A 20,271-nucleotide genomic window follows, 5' to 3' on the forward strand; every position below is an offset into this window, starting at 1 on the left:
ACGTTAGGAAGGAAGGTACATATGTCACGCTATCATTTTATGTTAATCGTCTCAACGATTGCGACCTTAGGAAGTCTGTACTTCAGTGAAGTTCGCGGTTTCATCCCTTGTCCACTTTGTTGGTGGCAACGCTTGTTCATGTATACGACGGCATTTTATTTAATCATTACACTCTTTCGGAATCGCCCCGTCGATGCTCTTTTCGTTCGACTATATGTTGGAATCGGTTGGGCAGTTGCTGCCTATCACGTTGTTCTCGAACGCCTCCCGGATGGCGAGGCACTCTGTACGAATGGTTGCCTGATTCAATGGGTCAACTACTTCGGTTTTTTGACAATCCCAATGATGAGTTTAATCGCCTTCACCCTCTTATTGATCCTTGCCTTTTACCCGAATAAAAAAAGTGCATAAGTTGCAGATATCTGTTCAAACAAATGCGTCACGTAGAACTCACTACAAAAATTAACGCATAGGAAACCCGAGCGATTCCATTTCGATAACAGGAATGCTCGGGTTTTTCATTTCATTCCGATGCCGTTACTATGCTTGACCGTTTCACTGCCACTCCCTCGACACCGTGTAGGCACTTGAAAAAGATAATTCCGATAACTGACCTTCTCCTTCACACCAATCACCTACGAAAGCAATCGACGTATCCGCTTCCAAAAAGCAAGGCAACGGCCTTTGTCCCATCTTCCATTTGATTTCTTGAACGATTGCTCGTTTCATCGTCCGCTCTGTCACAAGGCGATCTCGCCACCCTGGATAGTGGTGATCTAATAAGTCATGGGCGTGCTGTACTTTTTCTTCAATATATGTTGCTTGACTGGCCTGTTTATGATCAAGATATGCGACGACTTGTAAGACTTGTCCCTCTTTCGGAGAAATGCTTGCATCATAGTGTGACAAATCCGTGACAAAGACTTGATGGTCTCGATCGAATACATAAGAAAAAGGAGTATCAATGTAAGGACTGATTCCGACATCATAGACTAGGGCTTCGGCTGGTTCAAACTGCGCGTATGGTTCAATAAAGTGCTGGATCGACAATGGTAATGCAACTTTACGCATCTCGCGAGGAGGTATCGCGAGAATTACACGCTTAGCCGACCATTCATTTTTTTGGCGATCGCGTAATCGATAACCTCCCCCACTTTGTTCAATCGCTGTAATCTTGGTTTTCCGATGGATTTCTCCCCCGTTGTCCGTCAAAACGCGTTCGAGTTCATCAATTAAGGTTTGCCAACCTCCAGCAATATATGAAACCGGTTTGCGCGTACGAAATAGTTTCCGGTAATACGCAAAATAGACAGATGACGGAATATTTTCGGGTTCGGAAGTGAAAAAATTACTCGAAGCTAAATCGAGCATTAACCTTGAGACATCGTCTTCGACCTTTTCTTGGACCAACCAGTCCCCAATTGAAACTTCCGACTCTCCACGTTCGAGTGACAATAGTGTTTTAACGACCGCCCATGTGAAACGCACCTTATCGGTTCCTTCCACTAGTTCTGTCTTCAACAGGCCGAGTGCATTCGCAGGAGCCGCAGTCAAATGTCCAGCAAACTCATATTTCGCCTTAGAAGAAGAAAAATCGAGCCATGTCACATTAAGCTTCAATTGTTTAATTAATGAACGGAGTGCTGATTGGTCACGCCCATAAACAGCATGCGCTCCATAATTGAACGTAAATCCTTTAAGCACTTGCGAAGTTGCCCTCCCCCCCAGTAAACCGGCATCGTACAGATGAATTTCCTTTCCTTGATCCGCGAGAAGTGCTGCCACTGATAAACCAGCTAACCCACCACCGACGACTGCAATCTTTTCCACTCGACGCACCTCCTTTTAAGCATCAATTCCCTTTTCTTGATTCTTTTCCCGATTCCAAACAAAAAAAACGACACCCCTAAAGGATGTCGTTTCAGCGTGTAGACAAACTATTAAAAAGCGTAAACATATGGTATCGAGATGCAATCCGTTCGCGCTTCCCTGTCTCGCCTCGTCTTCAAAGCGGCAATCGGTCACGCCGCTACAGCAAAGCTGCAGGGTCGCGACCGATTGCTTTTCGCTTTAAAAGCGATTCGAAACGGATTGCGCTCTAAAACGTCTCCATGCCCGGCTTTCCGTCACGGTATTAGCTAAAAAGCGTCATGTTTCGTTGACTCCTACGGGAAAAAGTGCGTTTTTAACGCACTTTCAGAGGCAGACAAGACCCTGCTCGTTGTCCGTAAGGACCAAGGAGCAACGGCTTGCGCCTCGCCCTAGGAAAGCAACGAATAAAGACGCTTTTTCTCTTGATAGCACTTTGTCTACAGTCTGAAACGAAACCCCTAAAGGATGTCGTTTTAGAAAGATACTTTGCCTCAAAAAGCAAGCGTCGTCATATCATTTCCACCAGTCATCTAATGGAGAAACCGGCATATGATGTTTATGACCTACACGTTTATACTGTGTCTCTAGTTTCGTTTGACTTGCAGTTGATATGCTTTTTCCTTCTAGATAGTCGTCAATCTCATCATACGTCATCCCTAATGCGAGTTCGTCAGGTAAACCAGGTCGGTCATCCTCTAGATCAGCTGTCGGTACTTTATCGATCAATCCGACAGGTGCATCTAAATAATGTAACAATTGTTTTCCTTGTCGTTTGTTTAAGCCAGTCAACGGTGTTAAATCACAAGCCCCGTCACCATGCTTCGTATAGAAACCTGTGACGAATTCAGCTGCATGATCCGTTCCGACGACGAGACAACCAAAGTGCGCTCCAAGATCGTATTGTACTTTCATCCGTTCACGTGCCTTCGTATTGCCTTTACTGAAATCAGATAGGACTTCTCCTGTCGCGACTTCAAATGAAGCCATTGCCGCTTCTACTGCCGGCTTGATATCAACGCGTAACGAGTGATCTGGTCGAATGAATGATAAGGCAAGTTGTGCGTCCGATTCATCCTGCTGCTGTCCATAAGGAAGGCGAACCGCATAAAAATGAAAATCTCGTCCTGTTTCTGCTCTCAGTTCTTCTACAGCGAGTTGACAGAGCCGTCCGGCAAGAGACGAGTCTTGACCACCTGAAATACCAAGGATAAATCCTTTAGCACCCGTATGAAGTAAGTATTCTTTTAAGAAACGAATCCGGTTCGCCACCTCTTCATGGGCCTCGATGACTGGCTTGACTCCTGTCGCTTGAATGATGTCTTGTTGCATTGTCACATCACACTCCTCATTCTCTATTTTTTACGAAATTTAGACGAGAATACTCCCCCCTTCTAAACGTTCAGGGTGAAGCCCTAGTCCAAGTGGGGGATGAAACGTCTTCGGACAAGGCGTGTCTTCCGACACGTCAATTGTCCGACGCGCTTCGTTTGAAGACAATTAAAATCAGGAAGAATTAAAATGTCACGTTCTTTGGAAACTGAAGATATAGGGTTGTGACAGAAAGTTCGTCTGTCACGTAAAATCTTCAACGTCCACCTTGCGGATGACCGAAGTAGCGAAAACCAAGCACAGTAGGCATCCGCTCAAAAGAAACGGGCAAGATTAACGTTCAACCGTCGGGACGACGGGGTTAGCCTGATAAAGTTTCGAGCATTAGATTGAATAACTCAGGAATCCTCCATCTTTTAGCGAAGCATAGGTGGAGGTAGTTCAATAGTTTCAGTTTATCATCATAGCTTCTCTTTAGAAATAACGGATGTCACCTTCGATGTCGAGTCACGCGCTCCCTCGAATTGTTGAACAGTCATTCCGTCGATTTCTTTTGCATCGCTAGTATCTGATAATTCAATCGTCACTTCATATTCCTTTTCCTCATACGGTTTAAACTGTTCTTCTTCAATCGCTTGTGTAAAAAGATGTTCTTTCGAAAACGTGTAAATCACGTGATTTCGTCCATCACGCACCATTAATTCAAAACGTTGTGATGAAGGATACGCAATTTTCACGTTTTGGTCATTTGGATTGTGCAACCGTACGATTGCCTCTATTGTATTCGATCCAACAGCCTGTCCTGACACGGCAATTTCAATCGGTTGATTCGACACTTTTGTTGCAAGGTCCGCTTTTTTAGTTTCTTGACTACATCCGACTAACATGAGCGCTAATCCAAGTAACAGCAACCGTGTTCGAGACCATTTCATGACGTCTCCTCCCTCTTTCCATCCATTTTATCATACAAAAAAGGAGACAAGGTTTCCCTCATCTCCCTTTCATAGTTGCTGATTAAGCAACAGGCATTTCTGTTACATCGGTTGAACCTGAGAATAATTGTTCCATCCCCGTTACGAATAATTCATCACAGATCGCATCTGTCGCTGTGACCGGTGCGACGAGTGTGATTGTCCGGCTATCACCTGTCTCGATTGTAACGTACACACCAGAAGCCGTTCGTTCTTTATACCCCACTGCTAAGTCTGTTTCTGCAAAAAGTATCATGTCCCCGCATCTCCTTTGTTATGTTAGATTTCAGTTAAACCAACTCACTCGGTTAATCTCGAATCCGTTATGTTGATTTCACTTTACTAAACGTCCAAAAGAGCAGGTGAATTGTCATTCGACAATTCATGTCAAAACTTTATGCCAGTTTTCTAACCCATAAAATGGATGATATAAAAAACAAATCATTTCTTTTGAAACATGCAGATTATCATCAGATTTCAAAGACATTTCAAAATCATTACAGTTTTTTCTTCTTTTTTTTACCAGGACATAAGTCTTATAGGTAAAATATGACTAGACAAAACATGCGCGATTTTGTCGAATGATTGTGCCAAACATGGTTTTTTCAAGTTCTTATGAACTTTCATCAATCAAACGGTTCATTTGTTGCCAGACTGTCCCTAGTGCTTCTTCCCCACTCTCGATTCGTGCTAAGGCGAGCTCGGCTTGGAGTGCGACTTCATATTCTTTATCTTGCGCTGCTTCTTTTAAGCGAGATACTGCCCGTTCCGTTCCAACATCGAATAGAAAGCGCGCGGCACGCCAACGAACAAGTTTGTTTTTATCGGTCAACGCTTCAATCATCATCGGCTCCGCTTCCGGAAGTGCCCAATCAGATACTGTATCCCCTGCGGTCCGACGAACGATTCCTGAAGGGTCATGTAAAGCATTCGTGATATATTCGAGCAATTCTTCACGATTCTCCTCAAACATGCCGAGCTTGACGATTGCTTGTCGTCTGATTTGCATTTTTTCATCCTGAAGCATCTTCGCATAAGCCGAGACCCAGCTTAAATCAATCGGTAATTCATCCAGTGCTGCAAACCGCTCTTTCCAGTCGCTCGAGCTAAGGGCTTGTCCATCAAACGTAACGTCTTCACCCGAAGCGAGTACTTTCAATCGTTCAACCCGCTCTTGAGGATAGGCGATTTCGAGCTCTTGCGCCACTTCCTCTAGACTATCGTCCAGTTCCCCATACCGTGGGGCTTGTTCAACCCAGCGTCGATTACTAATGACATTTTGGACAAAAGGTTGGACGAATAGTGCAGCATCTCGAAACCTTTCCGGTAACCCTTGTCGTTTTTCTTCTAATCCTTTGACGCCTTTGATTTGCATCGGGACACCGAGGATGAATTGAACAAAGAGATGCACAGGTTCGAATGCGGCATCTGTTTCATGATTTTCGACATCACTTAAATTCTCACCAAAAGCTCGGCGAATTTCGATGACGAGTGTGCGCCAATCGTATTTTGGAAAACGTTCGACGGCAAGAAAGTCACTCACTTGATAGACTGATTTAATTCCAGGAATGTCTAAAAGTTTCGTTACGTGCTCCGGCGCACCAAAAGCATGTTCAAAGGTCTGTCCCTTTTCAGAAAATGTTTCATCAACGATAACTTTCATGTTGTTTGGACTTGGTGTTGGTTCAATTGCTACAATTTTCATATCGATCCCTCCCCCTCCATCATTCAGAAACTTTAAAGAAATTGCAACGCAAAAGCTCTACGATTCGAACCGTAGAGCTTTGATGTTGTTTAAGCAAATACACGCTCGATAATCTCACAGAACGCATCCGGTGTTTCAAGCATCCCCATGTGACCACTGTCCGTCGATTCAAAGCTGATCCGTGAGTTATTCGGGCTAAATGCACTCTCTTTAGAGATAAGGGCATCTTTTTCACCATGAACAATCACACCAGGAACTGAAGTTTGATTCAATGCGCTCGTGACATCTCTCCGGTCGCGCATCGCACTTAGAGCGCGTATTGCACCTTCGACTGTCATCATGTAACCAATCTCTTTTGCTTCAGAAATTAGCATCGGATCTGCCCCTTCAGCAAATAAGCCGGGAATCATGCCGTCAACGAATGCCCGAACTCCAATTTCCTCGACACGACTAATGTTTTGATTCCGTTTTTGTTTCGCTTCAGTAGCGTCTGGTTTCGCCGTTGAATAGACGAGACCGAAACCGGCAATTTTATCTGCATAAGCTTCGACGATCGCAGCCGTAATATATCCCCCGAAAGAGTGACCAATGATAATCGGATTTTCGATTTCCCGGCGTTCCAAGTCCTTCATGACCCACTCTGCAAATCCTTCCACTGTGTCGGGTCCGACGTCCTCTCCTTCATGACCGGGTAGTCGCAGCGGCAAGACATCAAACGATAAGCGAAGCTTTGCTTCCACCCGATTAAAATAATCTGTTCCTCCAGCAAATCCGTGTAGCAATACGAGTGTTTGTTTCGACATTGACTAACTCATCCCTTCCATTCCGATGCAAGCATCCGGTAAATTGTCAAATCCATAAAACGTCCATGACTGTAGGCATAATCCTCAAGCAATCCTTCCGATTGAAAACCTAATTTTTGGACGAGTGCATTCGAAGCAAGATTTTCAGGTGCAACAAGGGCACTGATGCGATGGAGGGCGAAGTCTTCGAATCCATGTGTTAAAACAGCACGCGCCGCCTCAGAAGCGACACCTTGCTTCCAGTAGTCTTGACTGACCTCAAAACCGATTTCAGCACGGTGGTACTGCGCTAACCAATTATGGAAGCCGATTGTCCCGATTAATTGGTTCGTTTGCAAATCAGCGATTGCCCACCGAATCGCCTTCCCTTGTGTAAACTGTTCTTTGAAATAACTAATGACGTTTTTTGCTTCATACACAGTCGCTAACGGATCCGATCCGTAATAGTACATGACGTCCTCATCTGAAAGAATCTTAAATAAATCACGTGCGTCTTTATTTTCAAGTTCCCTTAGAACAAATCGTTCCGTCGTCAACTCTGGAAATGGTTTTCGTAACCCCCACATCGTTTGATCACCTCTTTTTATGCTTCTATTCTTTATTATGCCCGTTTTCAAAAGGAATTATTCTTTTCGCTCGATTGAAGTTTTGCTACTATTGAAATAGTAAGTATTGATGAGTCAAGAAAGGAAGCAGATGGCTATGTCAAGTACAATGCTTTATTTTTATGAAGATGCAGAAAACCATCGTTTAACGATGTCTGGTGTGACATTTTCTGATTTCATGATTGCGCTAGATTTAAAACGTCCATTACTTGTCTCAGGTGCAGACTTTAAAGCCGTCAAACAATCGTTTCGTACTTCGCTCAATTACGTTGAAGCACATGAAATCGAGCAATTTTCCGCGTCGAATGATGTCGTTCGTCATCCATTGAACGCGATCGACATCCGCTCTTCACATTCCTTAGATACATTAACTGATCCTGAAGTTGCGGAGCTGTTATTCCTCATGCATATGAAGCGTGGTATGCCGAGCCCGTTCGCGTCATCGGTCGAGAACGAGTTCGCCTATTTCAGTGAACACGACGGATTTCAGGCAACAGTATATTTAAAAGATTGGTCCCGAATCGAGCAAATTCTCTCAGTCTTAATCCAGCGAAAGATTCGTCACGAGCTTCGTGGGTTATCTCCCCGTCCTTTGACGGCTGAAATCCTGATCCATATTCGTCAATTGCTCAGCGAAGGTGTGTTAATTGATTTCGCGAATATAAAACGCTCTGTTTTTACGAGACAACTCAGCATTCCTCTTTATATTGCGGGTCGTTACGAAGACATGGCCGTGCTAAAGGAAGACTTTGAGTCTGAAAAAGAGTCCATCATCGCACGTGGTGAATTCGTCCACCGCAAAAAAGCCTGGGATTTTGAGGTACGATGATCTTCAGCATCTCTATCATCAAATGATAGGATGCTTTTTTTGTATCTTATTTTTTTCTACTTTCATGTATTATTTCAAGAAATCTAATATCATACAATACCTCTCTTGAATTAATTGAATTTTCACATAAAATAATGCTAGCTTCTTTTAGAGACTTCGTTATAATGAGATTAACCTTTTGGATAAGTTAGAAGTTGCAGTTGTTTTTTTTCGTTACACGTATGATGATTGTTCGTGTTAGCTAACAAAGGAGGAACTAGTTATGGACCAGTTAAAAGTGAACGGAATCGGATCATTCGCTAAATTCGCGACGAACGGACATATCCTGAAACTGAAGGATGCGTCAATTGGCGAACTTAAATTATCACTGAATGATGCGAGCTCAATGGCAATCTCACCGATTGATGAAGAGACTGGAGTATTCACCATCCGAGGGCAGCAACAGGAACCGCTCGTCGAGCTAACGTTGCCCCGTCAATCTTGTGAAGTCGTTCACGCCTGGCTCCTCCACAAAATGAGACGACAAAAAAAGGGGCGCTTCATGGCTTCTAGTTAAACTTATGTCGCTCGTTATATCTATATTAACCATCCGGTCACTTCTTCAATGAAGGACCGGATTTTTTGTTATAATATGGTTCTTTTCGCATCTTTTTTAGTAATAATATGCATGATAACGTTCTCAATATTTTTTCTTTTGGAACAATTGTCAGAAAATATTGATTAATCATGTATCCCGTGATAATCTGAGACAAATTCAACGAGAGGAGCACCATATTATGAGCACTTTAGTTTTAACTTTGAATCACCGACTGATTATTCTGTACGCGTGGGACTGAAAACATTTCATGTGACGATGAAATAGTTTTTGGGCCCTCCTTTCGATGGATCGAATGAGGCGTCCAGTGAAACAGATGGCGCCTATCCAATCTAACGGATAGGTTTTTTAATTCCACATTGCGGTTGATCTTCTTTTACAAGTGTAGAGGTTAAAACGCGTTTGCTTCGACTCCTCGATTCTTGAATAACGAATGTTTTAAAATTTATTTATAACAGCTAATTTCTAATGGTATAGTGAGTAAGATTATGAGGAATCAGGAGGCATAATATATGTTGAACCGTAAAGATTTATTCGCTTTAGGATTTATGATTTTCGCTTTGTTTTTTGGTGCCGGTAACTTAATTTTCCCACCCGAACTCGGTGCTCTTGCCGGGACACAATTCTTACCTGCCATGCTAGGCTTCATCGTAACAGGCGTCGGTCTCCCGTTAGCGGGCTTAATCGCAGTCGCTTGGGTTGGCGGCGGAATTAGTACGCTGGCAAATCCATTGCCGAAAGCTGTTGGTGCTTTCTTGACATTCGCACTTTACGTCGCGATTGGTCCATTCTTCGGCATCCCGAGAACATCCGTCGTCACGTATGAACTTGGTATCGTTCCTTTTTTAGGAGAACCCAGCCAAACGACGTTAATCATTTCATCATTACTCTTTTTCTTGGCAACCGTGTTTCTCGTTTTAAGACCGGGTAAGTTACTTGATATCATCGGTCGCTTCATCACACCGTTATTACTGACGGCACTTATGATTCTCAGTATAAGTAGTATCGTCAATCCACTTTCTGCCGTCGAGGCACCAGCTCCTGCATACAACAGTTTTACGAACTCGTTTGTTCAAGGATTTCTTCAAGGCTATTTGACCCTCGACGCACTCGGTGCACTCGTCTTCGGGGTTATCGTCTTACACACGCTTCACACACGTGGAATTAAAGATCGTACATCACAATTAAAAAACGTGACAAAAGCCGGTTTAATTGCCGCAGTCTCATTGACTGTCGTCTATACAGGACTTGGTTTCATTGGACGAAACAGCTTCGGTGCTGTCGGTTCAGTCAGCGGTCCTGATTTGTTGCAACAATATGCTGATAGTACGTTCGGTACGGTTGGTTTAGTCATTTTAGGAACAGCGATTTTGCTTGCTTGTTTAACAACTTCCGTCGGTCTTGTGACAGCATTTTCAGAATATTTGATTTCATTGTTTAAACGATTGTCTTTCCCGGTCGCAAGTATCACGACAGCCGTATTAGGGTTCGCAATCTCGATTTTCGGATTGCAGACACTACTGTCGATTGCTGTACCTGTATTGATGTTCCTTTATCCGATTGTCATCGTCTTAATCGTCTTGACGTTCATTCGTTCAGCTATCAAGAAGCCAGCCATCGTCTATGGTGCGACATTGTTCGTAACGGCGCTTCTCTCTTTACTCAGCTCACTCATGTCGTTAAAAGTTTTACCTGCATTCGCCAGCAGTATGTATAAAGCTTTACCGTTAGTCGACCAAAACATGGCATGGTTATTACCTGCAATCGTGACATTCATCATCAGTTCATGGATTGGACACGTTTCTCATAATTCCATCAGCCAAAAACGAGCAGGCTGATGATTCCGCTTTCATGCCTGTGGTATAATGAGAAAAATGGAATTCTACTGGAGGCGTCGTTTTAATGGATAAGATTGCTTGGATCACCGATAGTATGGCTTTTTTCCGAGAGGGAGAAGCAGAACAGATCGGAGTCCATGTGGTGCCGACCCAACTCATCATTAACGGTGAATCGTACCGTGAGTATGTCGACATTTCAATTGAACAACTAGATGAAAAAATGAAACAACATTCTTCTGCCGTCCCTACGACTTCTCAGCCTTCCTTTGGAGAGTTAGTCGAGTTGTATGAGCGCCTAAAGAGCGAGGGATATGATTACGGGTATGCCATTCATATCACGAGTGGCTTAAGCGGAACATATGCAAGCTCAGTCGCAGCTGCAGAGGCTGTTGGCTTCCCCTTGTATGCCATTGATTCTTATACAGGGGCGACCAACCAGCAAGAAATGATTAAGATTGCGATCGAGCTCGCAACTTCTGGAATGCGTCCTGAAAACGTGATGATTGTTCTCGAAAAGTTCAAACACGGTTCTCACTTTTATTTGATCATCGGGAATATGGAAACGATGCGGCGTGGGGGTCGCGTTTCAAGTAGTCAATTTTTACTTGCGAACATGCTGAATATCAAGCCGATTGTTACGTTCAATGAACTTGGGAAACTCGTTCCCTTTAAGAAGGTTCGCTCCTTGAAGAAAGCTTTTCAGGAAATGGCTACGGAGGTCGTGGCAAAAGTCCAGGCTTCTGGTCTACACCAGCAAAGACTCTACGTCGGACATACATTGGCGTTAGAAGAAGCTGAACAACTTCGTGCCCTGATTCAATCTAAACTATCTGACGTTTCCATCGAAATCACTCAATTCGGCCCATCTATTTTGTCACATGCAGGTGCCGCTACTATCGGTGTCTATTGGTTCGACCAAATTGAATACCCGTAATAGTAAAAAAAAAAGCATCCGACGTCACTACGTCGGATGCTTTTTCTTTTACTTTAATGATTCATGTTTGATAACGATGAAATAGTTCTTCCAATAACGCTGATTCATCCTCTACGGAAGAGATTCCTTCATGGGGACGAGTCAGATGTTCCGATAAGGTCATCGCCGGATAAGCTTGCCAGTTCGTCACTTCTACTTCTTCGAGATAGATTAAAATCGACGACATCGTGGCAGGTTGCTGATGTTGTCGCAGCCAATTTTCATATCGCTTATCTGATTTCCCTTCTTTTAGCAGGGTTTTCCCGCTCTCAAGAATTGCCCACTTTGGTTTTGCGTCGATTTGAAATAATTCAAGATGTTTAAACTGATCTACCGTTCGGCTCGTCACTGGAATCACTTGATTGATTTCAACTAGACGCTTCAGGCGCAGATGCGCCCGCATCGTCATGAACTGTTTGTTTCCATCCAATCGCTCGACGAGCAATGTCGGTTTGTTCATCGTCCGCATCGTTGCTTCATCGAACAAAATGCTATTATCAATATCAAGTAACAACATTAATTGTAAATCTCCTTTTTTCGTCTCGGTGATACGAATGCATATGATAAGCTGAGGACGAAGGCCGCGAATAAAAATCCTCCGAGGACATCAGAAAAATAATGAACATTCAAAATAATCCGTGAAGATCCCATTGCGAGAAACATCAACGTACAAATCGTGCTGACGACAATCCGCCCCGTCCGACTTAAAAAGCGCCAAGCAAGTACGATGAATCCTCCATAAACGGCAAATGCCATCGATGAATGTCCACTTGGAAAGCTATATCCTACGCCCCCTACCAAGTCATTTAATGATGGACGTTCTCTGACGAAAATCAATTTAACGACTTGATTTAACGCCCCGACGGAGAGACAAGCAATGAAATACCAAATGCTACCGACTTTATCACGCCAAATCAGGTAACTGACGATTGCAAGAATGCTCGTAATCGTCACAGCTCCGACACCTGATCCAATCCGCGTGAACCACGAGACATAGCTACCTGGAACACGTTCTGCCATTTCATTCGATAATTGGGCATCAAACAAAAAATAACCCGTCAGGCGAATCGATAACGCAATCGTTAAAAACAATACGAGTACGATTCCTGAGACGATTAACGCCCGATGATTGGTTTTCATTAGTACGTTCCCTTTCGTTGTTCAAGTTCTTCCGCTGAATAGTCTTCTTTATCACGTAAACGGTGTGCAAGGCGTCCGGATGCGTTCGCTGCAATCGCCGCGACGATGTCATCCATGAATGTATTGACACGTCCATCATCGACTTTCGTATCGAGCTCCTTGATAATACCGATTTTGGCTTTATCTAAGTAACCGAACGTCGTGACCGCGATTGAACCATACGTATTGACCGCACCAATCGCAATCGTTTCATCGACGCCAAACAATCCTTCATCACTTCGAATGATGGATAATAATGGTTCAGACAACAGACCCTTTTCCGCAAGAATATCAAGTTCTGCCCCAACTAAAATCGCATGTTGGAGTTCCCGTTTTTCGAGTACACGTTCGACTGAGCTGAGACATGTCTCGAGTGTCAACTCCTCCGTATAAGGTGCCTGCATCTGATACACGATTTCAGAAATGGCATGAATCGTTACTCCACGTTCGTGAAGCTTTTCAATCGCTGCTTGTTTGACCTCTTTTGAATGTGCTTTTTCTTTCATGACTAAATCCACCTCTCTGACAAAGTTCTTCACAAGTATACACAGATTCCCTGACTCTTCTCAAACATCTTTGACATAGCGCCCATAATCCGTCATGATTATTTTGTAAAGCGTTATCATTTTAGGGGAAAGTAGGGGATTTTCGATGAACATCGGGGTAGTTCTGTTTCCATCGAAGCGCATACAAGATTTCGCGAATTCGTATCGAAAACGATATGATTCAAAGTATGCTTTAATCACGCCACATATTACGATGCGTGAACGCGTGAGTGTTGATGAAAGTGAGTTAGAATCGATTGTTTCTGAATTAAACAAAGTGGCTGAACAAACGAAACCACTCGCACTACATCTTCAAGGGGCACGCTCTTTCCACCCGACAAACAATGTCTTGTTCTTAAAAGTCATGCCGACGGACGAAATGGAGCAGTTGCATCGTGCTCTACATTCAAATGGACTCGAACATACACCCAAGTACGACTTTTTGCCACATATTACGATTGGCCAAGATCTTTCTGATGTCGAACTGTTCGACGTTCTAGAACGACTAAAGATGGAAGATATTCGCTTTCAAGAAGACGTCACGAAAATGGCACTTCTCTATGAATTAGAAAATGGTGCCTGGAGCGTTTATGAAACATTCCGCTTCAAACAACACTAACATTAAACTTCCCGGTCGAACTTACGGCCGGGAAGTTTTAATTCCGGTAAAACTCCATATGCATTCGCTTGTTCTTCTAATTCATAATCATGTGACTGAATCCGCTCAATCGGATTGATTCGGGCAATCGGTTCTGTTTTTCGTTCCGGTTCAACACGAACCTGCCGATTGACGTATTGAACGACTGTAAAATCGATTTGATACATATCTCTTCCCTCCTATTTCTGTAGCCGTTATTTTCCTCATCTACTTTTCTTATTCCCAAAATAGCTTTTTAGAAAACAAAAAAACCAGGGTTGCCCCCGGTTTAGAACTACAGCAAATAGGTTGAGCACTTAAAGAATGTGGAAACCACTGTCGACGTGGAGAATTTCACCTGTCACGCCACTCGACATTTGTGACAACAGGAACAAGCCACTTTGACCGATTTGTTCCGTCGAAACGTTTCGGTGCAGTGGTGCGCGCTCTTCGATGCTGTCGAGAATCGAGTTGAAGTCGCCGACACCTTTTGCTGATACCGTACGCACTGGACCAGCTGAGATTGCATTGACACGAACACCTTGTTTTCCGTATTCAGCCGCAAGGTAACGAACGCTAGCGTCGAGCGCAGCTTTCGCGACACCCATGACGTTATAGTTCGGGACCATCTTCTCACCACCGAGATATGTCAACGTGATGACTGAAGCATCTTCTGTGAAAAAGTCCTTCGCTGCTTTGACGACTGCCGTTAAGCTGAATGCAGAAATATCGAGCGCTTGCGCGAACTGTTCACGCGTTACGCTTGAAAACTCGCCGCGTAATGCTTCTTTATCGGCAAAGGCGATCGAATGGGCAATCCCCGAAATCTGTCCGTGATCCGCATGGATGCTTTGGAACACTTGCTCGATTTCTTTATCACTCGTTACGTCACATGTATAGTAAGTAGCTGGTCGCGATAATTCTTTCCCTAACTTTTCGAGTGGTGCTTTAAATCGTTCGCCTACATACGTAAACGCGAGGCTTGCACCTGCTGCGTCAAGCGCTCGGGCAATTCCCCATGCGATCGAGCGTTGATTGATGACACCCATTACGACATACGTCTTTCCCTCAAGTGAAGGATAAATATTCATTTGAACTCCCCCTAAAATTAGTACCTGGTAATAACACCTATATCTAGGTTACAAAAACGTAACGCTTCTGTCAACCATCCCTCTTGATATTGCGATTTTGATAAATTACGTTAATATAGAAAGAGATAGAAAGTAGGGATGAAATGAACCGTTTTAAATCATTTACACAACGATATGATAACACGTTACTTTTTTTACTCGGTTGCCTGATGATCATCAGTATCATCGCAATCTATACGGCTCAACCTTTTTTGCAAGGCGCGATTAGTGAAATCAATTTCATGGCGAAACAGATTCAGTGGTATATCATCGGATTTATCGCACTATCTGTCGTCATCTTCATTGATTATGAACAGTTAAAACGATTCCATTGGTACTTATATGGTGCCGGAATTATTTCTTTGATCGGTCTCGTCGTCTTACGCGGAACGCCACTCGTCGCGAACATTAAAGGGGCGTATGGCTGGTATCAGCTTCCGGTCATCGGAACGGTCCAACCGGCAGAGTTCATGAAGTTCTTTTTGATTGTCACGTTAGCTGCCGTCATTTCGGAACATAATGCACGATACGTCCAACATGAACGTGATTTTTTACTTCTGCTCAAAATGGTTGTTGTAACATTACTTCCACTCGCTTTAATCATCATCCAACCCGATTTAGGAATCGGCTTAATTTTATGTGTTATTCTTGCCTGTGCGATGCTCTTATCCGGCCTCAACTGGAAGTGGCTCCTGAGCATGGTGATTTTATTTACAATTTCAATCGTCGGTTTCTTTTATCTCTTTTATTTCCAGAATGATTTACTTGCGACCTTCTTCCCAGGACACGCGATGAACCGAATCATGGCGTGGTTACAACCATTTGAGTATGCCGACGATTTATCTTATCAATTGGTCCAATCGATTAATGCGATCGGCTCCGGGCAAATGTTTGGTGTCGGCTATGGAAAACTCCAGGTTTCCGTCCCGGAATTGCATACTGATTTCATTTTCACTGCGATTTCTGCCCATTACGGATTTATTGGGGCTGCCGTCGTCTTAGTCATCCTGTTTTTGTTCATCTACCGCCTGATTCAAATCGCACTTGAAACAGCCGATCCGTTTGGAACCTATATCGTGACAGGTTACGTCGCAATGTTTACGTTCCAAATCTTTCAAAACATCGGGATGACGATGGGTGTTTTACCGATCACCGGCCTCCCGCTCCCCTTCATCAGCTATGGAGGTTCGACGATGATCGTCAACTTAGTAGGTCTTGGCCTTATTATGGCGATCGCTTCCCAATCACGTGTCTCGATGTTTGATGAAGATTAAAAAAAGAGTTGATTCCCTGTTGCAGGAATCAACTCTTTTTTATTGTTCTAAGAACAAATCACTCGGTAACGGTGCTTCGAACATGACCATTTCTCCCGTCCCCGGGTGAGGAAACCGTGCGCTTGCACTATGAAGCGCTTGGCGTGGAATCAATGGCGTCCCGCGATACATCGTATCTCCGACTAACGGATGACCGAGTGCTGCGAGATGAACACGAATTTGATGTGTCCGTCCCGTTTCCAGTTTAATTTCTAACTGCGAAATCGTTCGCATGAATGCTTCAATTGCCGTACTCTTCAAGATATGGGTAACCGCCCGTTGACCATCTTTACGGACCATCCGTTCCATGAACGAATGGTCCGTCTGACCAATCGGTAAATCGATTGTTTGTGGACCGAGTTCTCCTTCGATCAATGCAATATAACGCCGGTCGAGCAGTCCATTTTGTTGCATTTTACTCAATTGATGATGAGCTAGCGCATGTTTGGCAAAAATCACAAGCCCACTTGTATCCCGGTCCAATCGATTGACGATATGAATCGCATACGGAATCTGTCGTTGTTTATAGTAACCCAACACGAAATTCGCCAAAGAACGTTCCGGGTGAAGACGCGAGGGAATCGAGGCCATCCCCGGTGGTTTATTGACAATCAACAACCACTCGTCTTCAAACAAGATATCAAGCTCTCCTTGTGTCGCAATCATGTCTTCTGCTGGGTGCTCCTCAGGGAAAGAGACATGGATTTCGTCGTCGAGATCGACACTCTCGTTAACGTTAACATGTTGTCCGTTTCGCAAAATGTCACCATGATGCTTTATCGACACGAGCATTTTTCGGGAAATTCGGAGGCGCGTCGTACAAAAATGTCCGACACTCCAGCCGACCTGTTCATGTGTCACTGTTTCTTTCAATTCAAATACCATCATCACTTACCTCTTTTACTTAACTTCTTTCTTCTGCTAAAAATGATTCTCTGACCCGCTCCCAAAACGGGAAGGAACGAAAACGGGCAAATTTTACTTTCTTATCGGAGACACGACAGCGAATCGATGTTACGTTTTGATGAACAATAGAAGCATAATGATCGTAAGTCAATTGAAAATCAATCGGATTGACCGGTCGTATTTCGACATCATGGTGCTTCGGCAACAACATCGGGGAACCGATTGTTCGATATACACGATTGTTGATGGAAGCCATTTCAGTAATTTGAATCGCTTCGAGGGCCGGGTGGACAATTGCACCACCTAACGCCTTGTTGTAGGCTGTCGAACCGGATGGGGTCGAGATACATAACCCATCACCACGAAACGTCTCAAAGTAGTCTCCACGTATCGACAAGTCACATACAAGTGTCTGATTAAAACTTTTAATCGTACATTCGTTTAGCGCCAACAACTTATTATGTGAACCGTCCGCATAATCAATCGACAGCTCAAGCAATGGGTATTCGACCGTCGCCAAATTTTCATCTGCGATATGACGAATCAACTCGTCCATTTCTTCCGGGCGCCAATCTGCATAAAAACCAAGATGTCCCGTATGAATCCCAACGAGTGTGATGTCTTCGACTTGACTCAAATAAGAATGAAATGCCTGGAGCATCGTTCCATCTCCACCAATTGAAATGATGATTTCCGGAGTCGCTGCATCAAGAACACTCCCCCGAGCAATCAACTCTTGTTCCAATTGATCGCGTAGCATTCGCGAGCGTTCATCATCTCGTGCTGTAATCGCAAAGCGCATGGTCATCCTCCTACTCGCTTACTGGATTATTAGTTTGTTTTCCGTCTCGTTCATGTAGGACGAGCTGTGCGTCTTGAATCTCTACTTTCAGTTGACTCATTTCCGCATCCAATAAAAAGGCGGCTTCCGCGGCACGTCGCAGTCGTTCGCGTGTTTCCTCCGGAATGTTTCCTTGGTATTTATAATTGAGTGAGTGCTCAATCGTCGCCCAAAAGTTCATCGCAAGTGTCCGAATCTGAATCTCAACGAGCGTCGGAATCTCACCTTCAATCGTTTGGACAGGATAGGCAATAATAATATGATAGGAACGATATCCGCTCTCTTTTTTTTGTGTGATATAATTTCGCTCTTCGACCACCTTAAAGTCTCCACGTGATCGTAACAGTTCTAGTACGTGGATGATGTCGTCGACAAATTGACACATAATGCGTAAGCCGGCGATGTCTTGCATCTCTTGTTCTAACGAACTGATCGCAATCGATTTCCGCTCCGCTTTTTGGATAATACTCTTCACAGGTTTTACCCGTCCCGTGACAAATTCAATCGGTGAATGTTCCCCACGTTGTTGAAATTGTTTTCGAATGGCCTTTAGCTTTACCTTCAGTTCATCAACCGCGATTTGATACGGCGCGAGAAATAAATCCCAATTTTCTTTTGTCATCGTTTTCGTCACCACTTTTAATCTAAATTGTTGGTTCAATTCGTTCCACTACTTCATTCATGTTATCATATTTTCAAGCATTCAACTAGAAAGGCGTGAACCGGAATGAGACAAGAAATGGAAATTGAATTTAAAAACTTGTTAACAGCAGATGAATACAAGCAACTGATGCAAGTTTACGGCAAACAAGACGAAACGATTTGGCAAGCAAATGATTATTTTGATACACCTACGTTTGAATTGCGTCAGCATGGCGCCGCTCTACGCATCCGTCAGAAAAAAGAGGGTCTCGTATTAACCTTAAAAGAACCGAAAGATGATGGTTTACTTGAAACACATGTTTCTCTATCGGAAGCAGAGGCAGAGGAATTATTCAAATATGGTCTGATTCAATCTGATGCGATGAATGAACAATTGAGTCGCTTCAACTTAACAGCATCGCTTGAACACTTAGGACGTTTAGAAACAACTCGTTTTGAAACAAAATTGAAAGACGGATTGCTCGTACTGGATCAAAGTCACTATTTAGGCGTAACCGACTACGAATTAGAATTCGAAGTGCAAGCCTTCGAACAAGGTCAACTTGCTTTCACGCAACTGCTCGAGAAACATCAAATTCCACGTCGTGAAACGAAAAATAAAATTGTCCGTTTCATGGAGCGTAAAGCGGTTTCACGCTAATCGTGTACAAATGTACAAGCAAAACCTTTGCTCTTTCATTTTTTTCGTTGCTAAAATAGGGTAACGATAACAACAGAAGGGGGTGAACGGATGGAACACGATCAATGTAACGGTTCTTATTGTTCATTGGACGAACCATCAATTCAACAACCGACGAAACCCCTAGAAATTTATCATTTTCTAGATGTGACGCAAACAGATGGTTTACGGTTGATACCCGTTCTCAAGAAATTAGAGTTAGAGTATGGTCATCTCTTCCGACTCAGAACGATTGCGACAATTCCTTGTGCTCCATCACGCTCTGCGTGTGATATGTCGCCATTGTTGATTTTAAAAGCAATCGAACTACAAGGTAAGACATTCGGAATGCGCTTCATGAGACGTCTCCGGATGTTGCATAATGTAGAAGGCGAAAGTGCCTATACACGTTCTTCTTTAATCCGCTTAGCCGAAGCCTTAACTGAATTCGGTCTCGACTTGGAGGAATTTCATCGCGATGTTGAATCAAATACGATTCAGCTCATGCTCGAAAAAGAAACGCAGCTCGTGACAGAATGGGACGTACGCGTCCTCCCTACCCTCGCTTTCATTGGAGATGAAGAAGCCATTAAAGCTGAAGGTGCTTATGAATACCTCATTTATGTCTCCATTTTAAATGAGTTATTGGATCAACCTGTTGAGAAGCAACCAAAGCCACCGCTCGAACATTTCTTGAAACGGTATGAAACAGCAACAACTTCAGAAATCGCTTTTATTTACGATGTATCTGAAGCGCAAATTGAACATGAGTTGAAAAAACTTGCACTTCAACAAAAATGTGTCTCACTTTCTTATTGTGACGGTAAAGTATGGCGTCACCTTAAAGACTCAGCACATGCTTAAGTTAAAAGAAAAAGG

25 protein-coding genes are annotated in these 20,271 nt (G+C 43.6%); 10 read left to right on the top strand and 15 right to left on the bottom strand.

Going from position 1 to position 20,271, the window contains the following annotated elements:
* Window positions 1–21 precede the first annotated feature (21 nt).
* On the top strand, window positions 22–411 hold the full coding sequence (locus KNP96_RS01580; protein WP_214768644.1) for a disulfide bond formation protein B: 390 nt from the start codon (window positions 22–24) through the stop codon (window positions 409–411).
* Between the two features lie 144 nt (window positions 412–555).
* Here KNP96_RS01580 and KNP96_RS01585 read toward each other — a convergent pair whose 3' ends face one another.
* Window positions 556–1,830 (bottom strand): phytoene desaturase family protein, encoded by a 1,275-nt coding sequence (locus KNP96_RS01585; protein ID WP_214768645.1) that lies wholly within the window; start codon window positions 1,828–1,830, stop codon window positions 556–558.
* Between the two features lie 138 nt (window positions 1,831–1,968).
* On the opposite strand from KNP96_RS01585, the gene KNP96_RS01590 reads away from it, so the two are divergent.
* Window positions 1,969–2,142, top strand: coding sequence for a hypothetical protein (locus tag KNP96_RS01590; RefSeq protein ID WP_214768648.1), 174 nt, complete (start codon window positions 1,969–1,971; stop codon window positions 2,140–2,142).
* 243 nt (window positions 2,143–2,385) lie between these two features.
* On the opposite strand, the gene nadE is transcribed toward KNP96_RS01590, so the two are convergent.
* The 6 genes from nadE to KNP96_RS01620 all read right to left on the bottom strand — a co-directional run bounded on the left by nadE (window position 2,386) and on the right by KNP96_RS01620 (window position 7,246).
* Window positions 2,386–3,201 carry an ammonia-dependent NAD(+) synthetase gene (gene nadE, locus KNP96_RS01595; RefSeq protein WP_214768740.1) on the bottom strand — a complete coding sequence of 272 codons (816 nt, stop codon included), beginning with the start codon at window positions 3,199–3,201 and terminating at the stop codon, window positions 2,386–2,388.
* Between the two features lie 461 nt (window positions 3,202–3,662).
* Complete coding sequence (locus KNP96_RS01600) at window positions 3,663–4,133, bottom strand: BsuPI-related putative proteinase inhibitor (RefSeq protein ID WP_214768649.1); 471 nt, start codon at window positions 4,131–4,133, stop codon at window positions 3,663–3,665.
* A gap of 82 nt (window positions 4,134–4,215) precedes the next feature.
* Window positions 4,216–4,428, bottom strand: coding sequence for a hypothetical protein (locus KNP96_RS01605; RefSeq protein ID WP_029330971.1), 213 nt, complete (start codon window positions 4,426–4,428; stop codon window positions 4,216–4,218).
* A gap of 357 nt (window positions 4,429–4,785) precedes the next feature.
* Complete coding sequence (locus tag KNP96_RS01610) at window positions 4,786–5,877, bottom strand: virulence factor (protein WP_214768651.1); 1,092 nt, start codon at window positions 5,875–5,877, stop codon at window positions 4,786–4,788.
* An 89-nt stretch (window positions 5,878–5,966) separates the two neighbouring features.
* Window positions 5,967–6,680, bottom strand: coding sequence for an alpha/beta fold hydrolase (locus KNP96_RS01615; RefSeq protein ID WP_088837478.1), 714 nt, complete (start codon window positions 6,678–6,680; stop codon window positions 5,967–5,969).
* A gap of 8 nt (window positions 6,681–6,688) precedes the next feature.
* Window positions 6,689–7,246 (bottom strand): GNAT family N-acetyltransferase, encoded by a 558-nt coding sequence (locus tag KNP96_RS01620; protein ID WP_029330974.1) that lies wholly within the window; start codon window positions 7,244–7,246, stop codon window positions 6,689–6,691.
* A 136-nt stretch (window positions 7,247–7,382) separates the two neighbouring features.
* Here KNP96_RS01620 and KNP96_RS01625 point away from each other — a divergent pair, with 136 nt between their 5' ends.
* The 4 genes from KNP96_RS01625 to KNP96_RS01640 all read left to right on the top strand — a co-directional run bounded on the left by KNP96_RS01625 (window position 7,383) and on the right by KNP96_RS01640 (window position 11,481).
* On the top strand, window positions 7,383–8,114 hold the full coding sequence (locus tag KNP96_RS01625; RefSeq protein WP_088837479.1) for a hypothetical protein: 732 nt from the start codon (window positions 7,383–7,385) through the stop codon (window positions 8,112–8,114).
* Between the two features lie 262 nt (window positions 8,115–8,376).
* On the top strand, window positions 8,377–8,670 hold the full coding sequence (locus KNP96_RS01630) for a hypothetical protein (protein WP_029330976.1): 294 nt from the start codon (window positions 8,377–8,379) through the stop codon (window positions 8,668–8,670).
* Window positions 8,671–9,221: 551 nt separating this feature from the next.
* Window positions 9,222–10,547, top strand: coding sequence for a branched-chain amino acid transport system II carrier protein (gene brnQ / locus KNP96_RS01635; RefSeq protein ID WP_214768653.1), 1,326 nt, complete (start codon window positions 9,222–9,224; stop codon window positions 10,545–10,547).
* A 64-nt stretch (window positions 10,548–10,611) separates the two neighbouring features.
* On the top strand, window positions 10,612–11,481 hold the full coding sequence (locus KNP96_RS01640; RefSeq protein WP_214768655.1) for a DegV family protein: 870 nt from the start codon (window positions 10,612–10,614) through the stop codon (window positions 11,479–11,481).
* Window positions 11,482–11,542: 61 nt separating this feature from the next.
* Here KNP96_RS01640 and KNP96_RS01645 read toward each other — a convergent pair whose 3' ends face one another.
* Genes KNP96_RS01645 through KNP96_RS01655 form a run of 3 tightly spaced genes read right to left on the bottom strand, consistent with a single transcriptional unit; the run spans window position 11,543 to window position 13,205 of the window.
* Window positions 11,543–12,037, bottom strand: a complete 495-nt coding sequence (locus tag KNP96_RS01645; RefSeq protein ID WP_214768657.1) for a hypothetical protein — start codon at window positions 12,035–12,037, stop codon at window positions 11,543–11,545.
* Window positions 12,037–12,660 (bottom strand): phosphatase PAP2 family protein, encoded by a 624-nt coding sequence (locus KNP96_RS01650; RefSeq protein ID WP_088837483.1) that lies wholly within the window; start codon window positions 12,658–12,660, stop codon window positions 12,037–12,039. The genes KNP96_RS01645 and KNP96_RS01650 overlap by 1 nt, the downstream gene beginning before the upstream one ends.
* A complete protein-coding gene (locus KNP96_RS01655; protein ID WP_088837484.1) occupies window positions 12,660–13,205 on the bottom strand; it encodes a phosphatidylglycerophosphatase A family protein in 546 nt (181 codons plus the stop codon). The genes KNP96_RS01650 and KNP96_RS01655 overlap by 1 nt, the downstream gene beginning before the upstream one ends.
* Before the next feature lie 145 nt (window positions 13,206–13,350).
* Here KNP96_RS01655 and KNP96_RS01660 point away from each other — a divergent pair, with 145 nt between their 5' ends.
* Window positions 13,351–13,863 (top strand): YjcG family protein, encoded by a 513-nt coding sequence (locus KNP96_RS01660; protein ID WP_029330982.1) that lies wholly within the window; start codon window positions 13,351–13,353, stop codon window positions 13,861–13,863.
* A gap of 2 nt (window positions 13,864–13,865) precedes the next feature.
* On the opposite strand, the gene KNP96_RS01665 is transcribed toward KNP96_RS01660, so the two are convergent.
* Window positions 13,866–14,069, bottom strand: coding sequence for a hypothetical protein (locus KNP96_RS01665; protein ID WP_029330983.1), 204 nt, complete (start codon window positions 14,067–14,069; stop codon window positions 13,866–13,868).
* Between the two features lie 129 nt (window positions 14,070–14,198).
* Complete coding sequence (gene fabI / locus KNP96_RS01670) at window positions 14,199–14,972, bottom strand: enoyl-ACP reductase FabI (protein ID WP_214768658.1); 774 nt, start codon at window positions 14,970–14,972, stop codon at window positions 14,199–14,201.
* Between the two features lie 143 nt (window positions 14,973–15,115).
* Here fabI and KNP96_RS01675 point away from each other — a divergent pair, with 143 nt between their 5' ends.
* On the top strand, window positions 15,116–16,285 hold the full coding sequence (locus tag KNP96_RS01675; protein ID WP_214768659.1) for an FtsW/RodA/SpoVE family cell cycle protein: 1,170 nt from the start codon (window positions 15,116–15,118) through the stop codon (window positions 16,283–16,285).
* A gap of 39 nt (window positions 16,286–16,324) precedes the next feature.
* Here KNP96_RS01675 and KNP96_RS01680 read toward each other — a convergent pair whose 3' ends face one another.
* From KNP96_RS01680 to yjbM, 3 genes are read right to left on the bottom strand one after another with little or no spacing between them, the layout of a single operon-like run.
* A complete protein-coding gene (locus KNP96_RS01680) occupies window positions 16,325–17,212 on the bottom strand; it encodes an RluA family pseudouridine synthase (protein ID WP_251135701.1) in 888 nt (295 codons plus the stop codon).
* Between the two features lie 16 nt (window positions 17,213–17,228).
* A complete protein-coding gene (locus KNP96_RS01685; protein ID WP_214768660.1) occupies window positions 17,229–18,032 on the bottom strand; it encodes an NAD kinase in 804 nt (267 codons plus the stop codon).
* A 10-nt stretch (window positions 18,033–18,042) separates the two neighbouring features.
* Window positions 18,043–18,693 carry a GTP diphosphokinase gene (gene yjbM, locus KNP96_RS01690; RefSeq protein WP_029330988.1) on the bottom strand — a complete coding sequence of 217 codons (651 nt, stop codon included), beginning with the start codon at window positions 18,691–18,693 and terminating at the stop codon, window positions 18,043–18,045.
* A 105-nt stretch (window positions 18,694–18,798) separates the two neighbouring features.
* Here yjbM and KNP96_RS01695 point away from each other — a divergent pair, with 105 nt between their 5' ends.
* Complete coding sequence (locus KNP96_RS01695; protein ID WP_029330989.1) at window positions 18,799–19,374, top strand: CYTH domain-containing protein; 576 nt, start codon at window positions 18,799–18,801, stop codon at window positions 19,372–19,374.
* Between the two features lie 90 nt (window positions 19,375–19,464).
* Window positions 19,465–20,256: a DsbA family protein gene (locus tag KNP96_RS01700; RefSeq protein WP_088837489.1), complete on the top strand. Its 792-nt coding sequence runs from the start codon at window positions 19,465–19,467 to the stop codon at window positions 20,254–20,256.
* Window positions 20,257–20,271: the final 15 nt, after the last annotated feature.

Source organism: Exiguobacterium sp. s133 (assembly GCF_018618595.1).
GTDB classification, from domain to species: Bacteria; Bacillota; Bacilli; order Exiguobacteriales; family Exiguobacteriaceae; genus Exiguobacterium_A; species Exiguobacterium_A oxidotolerans.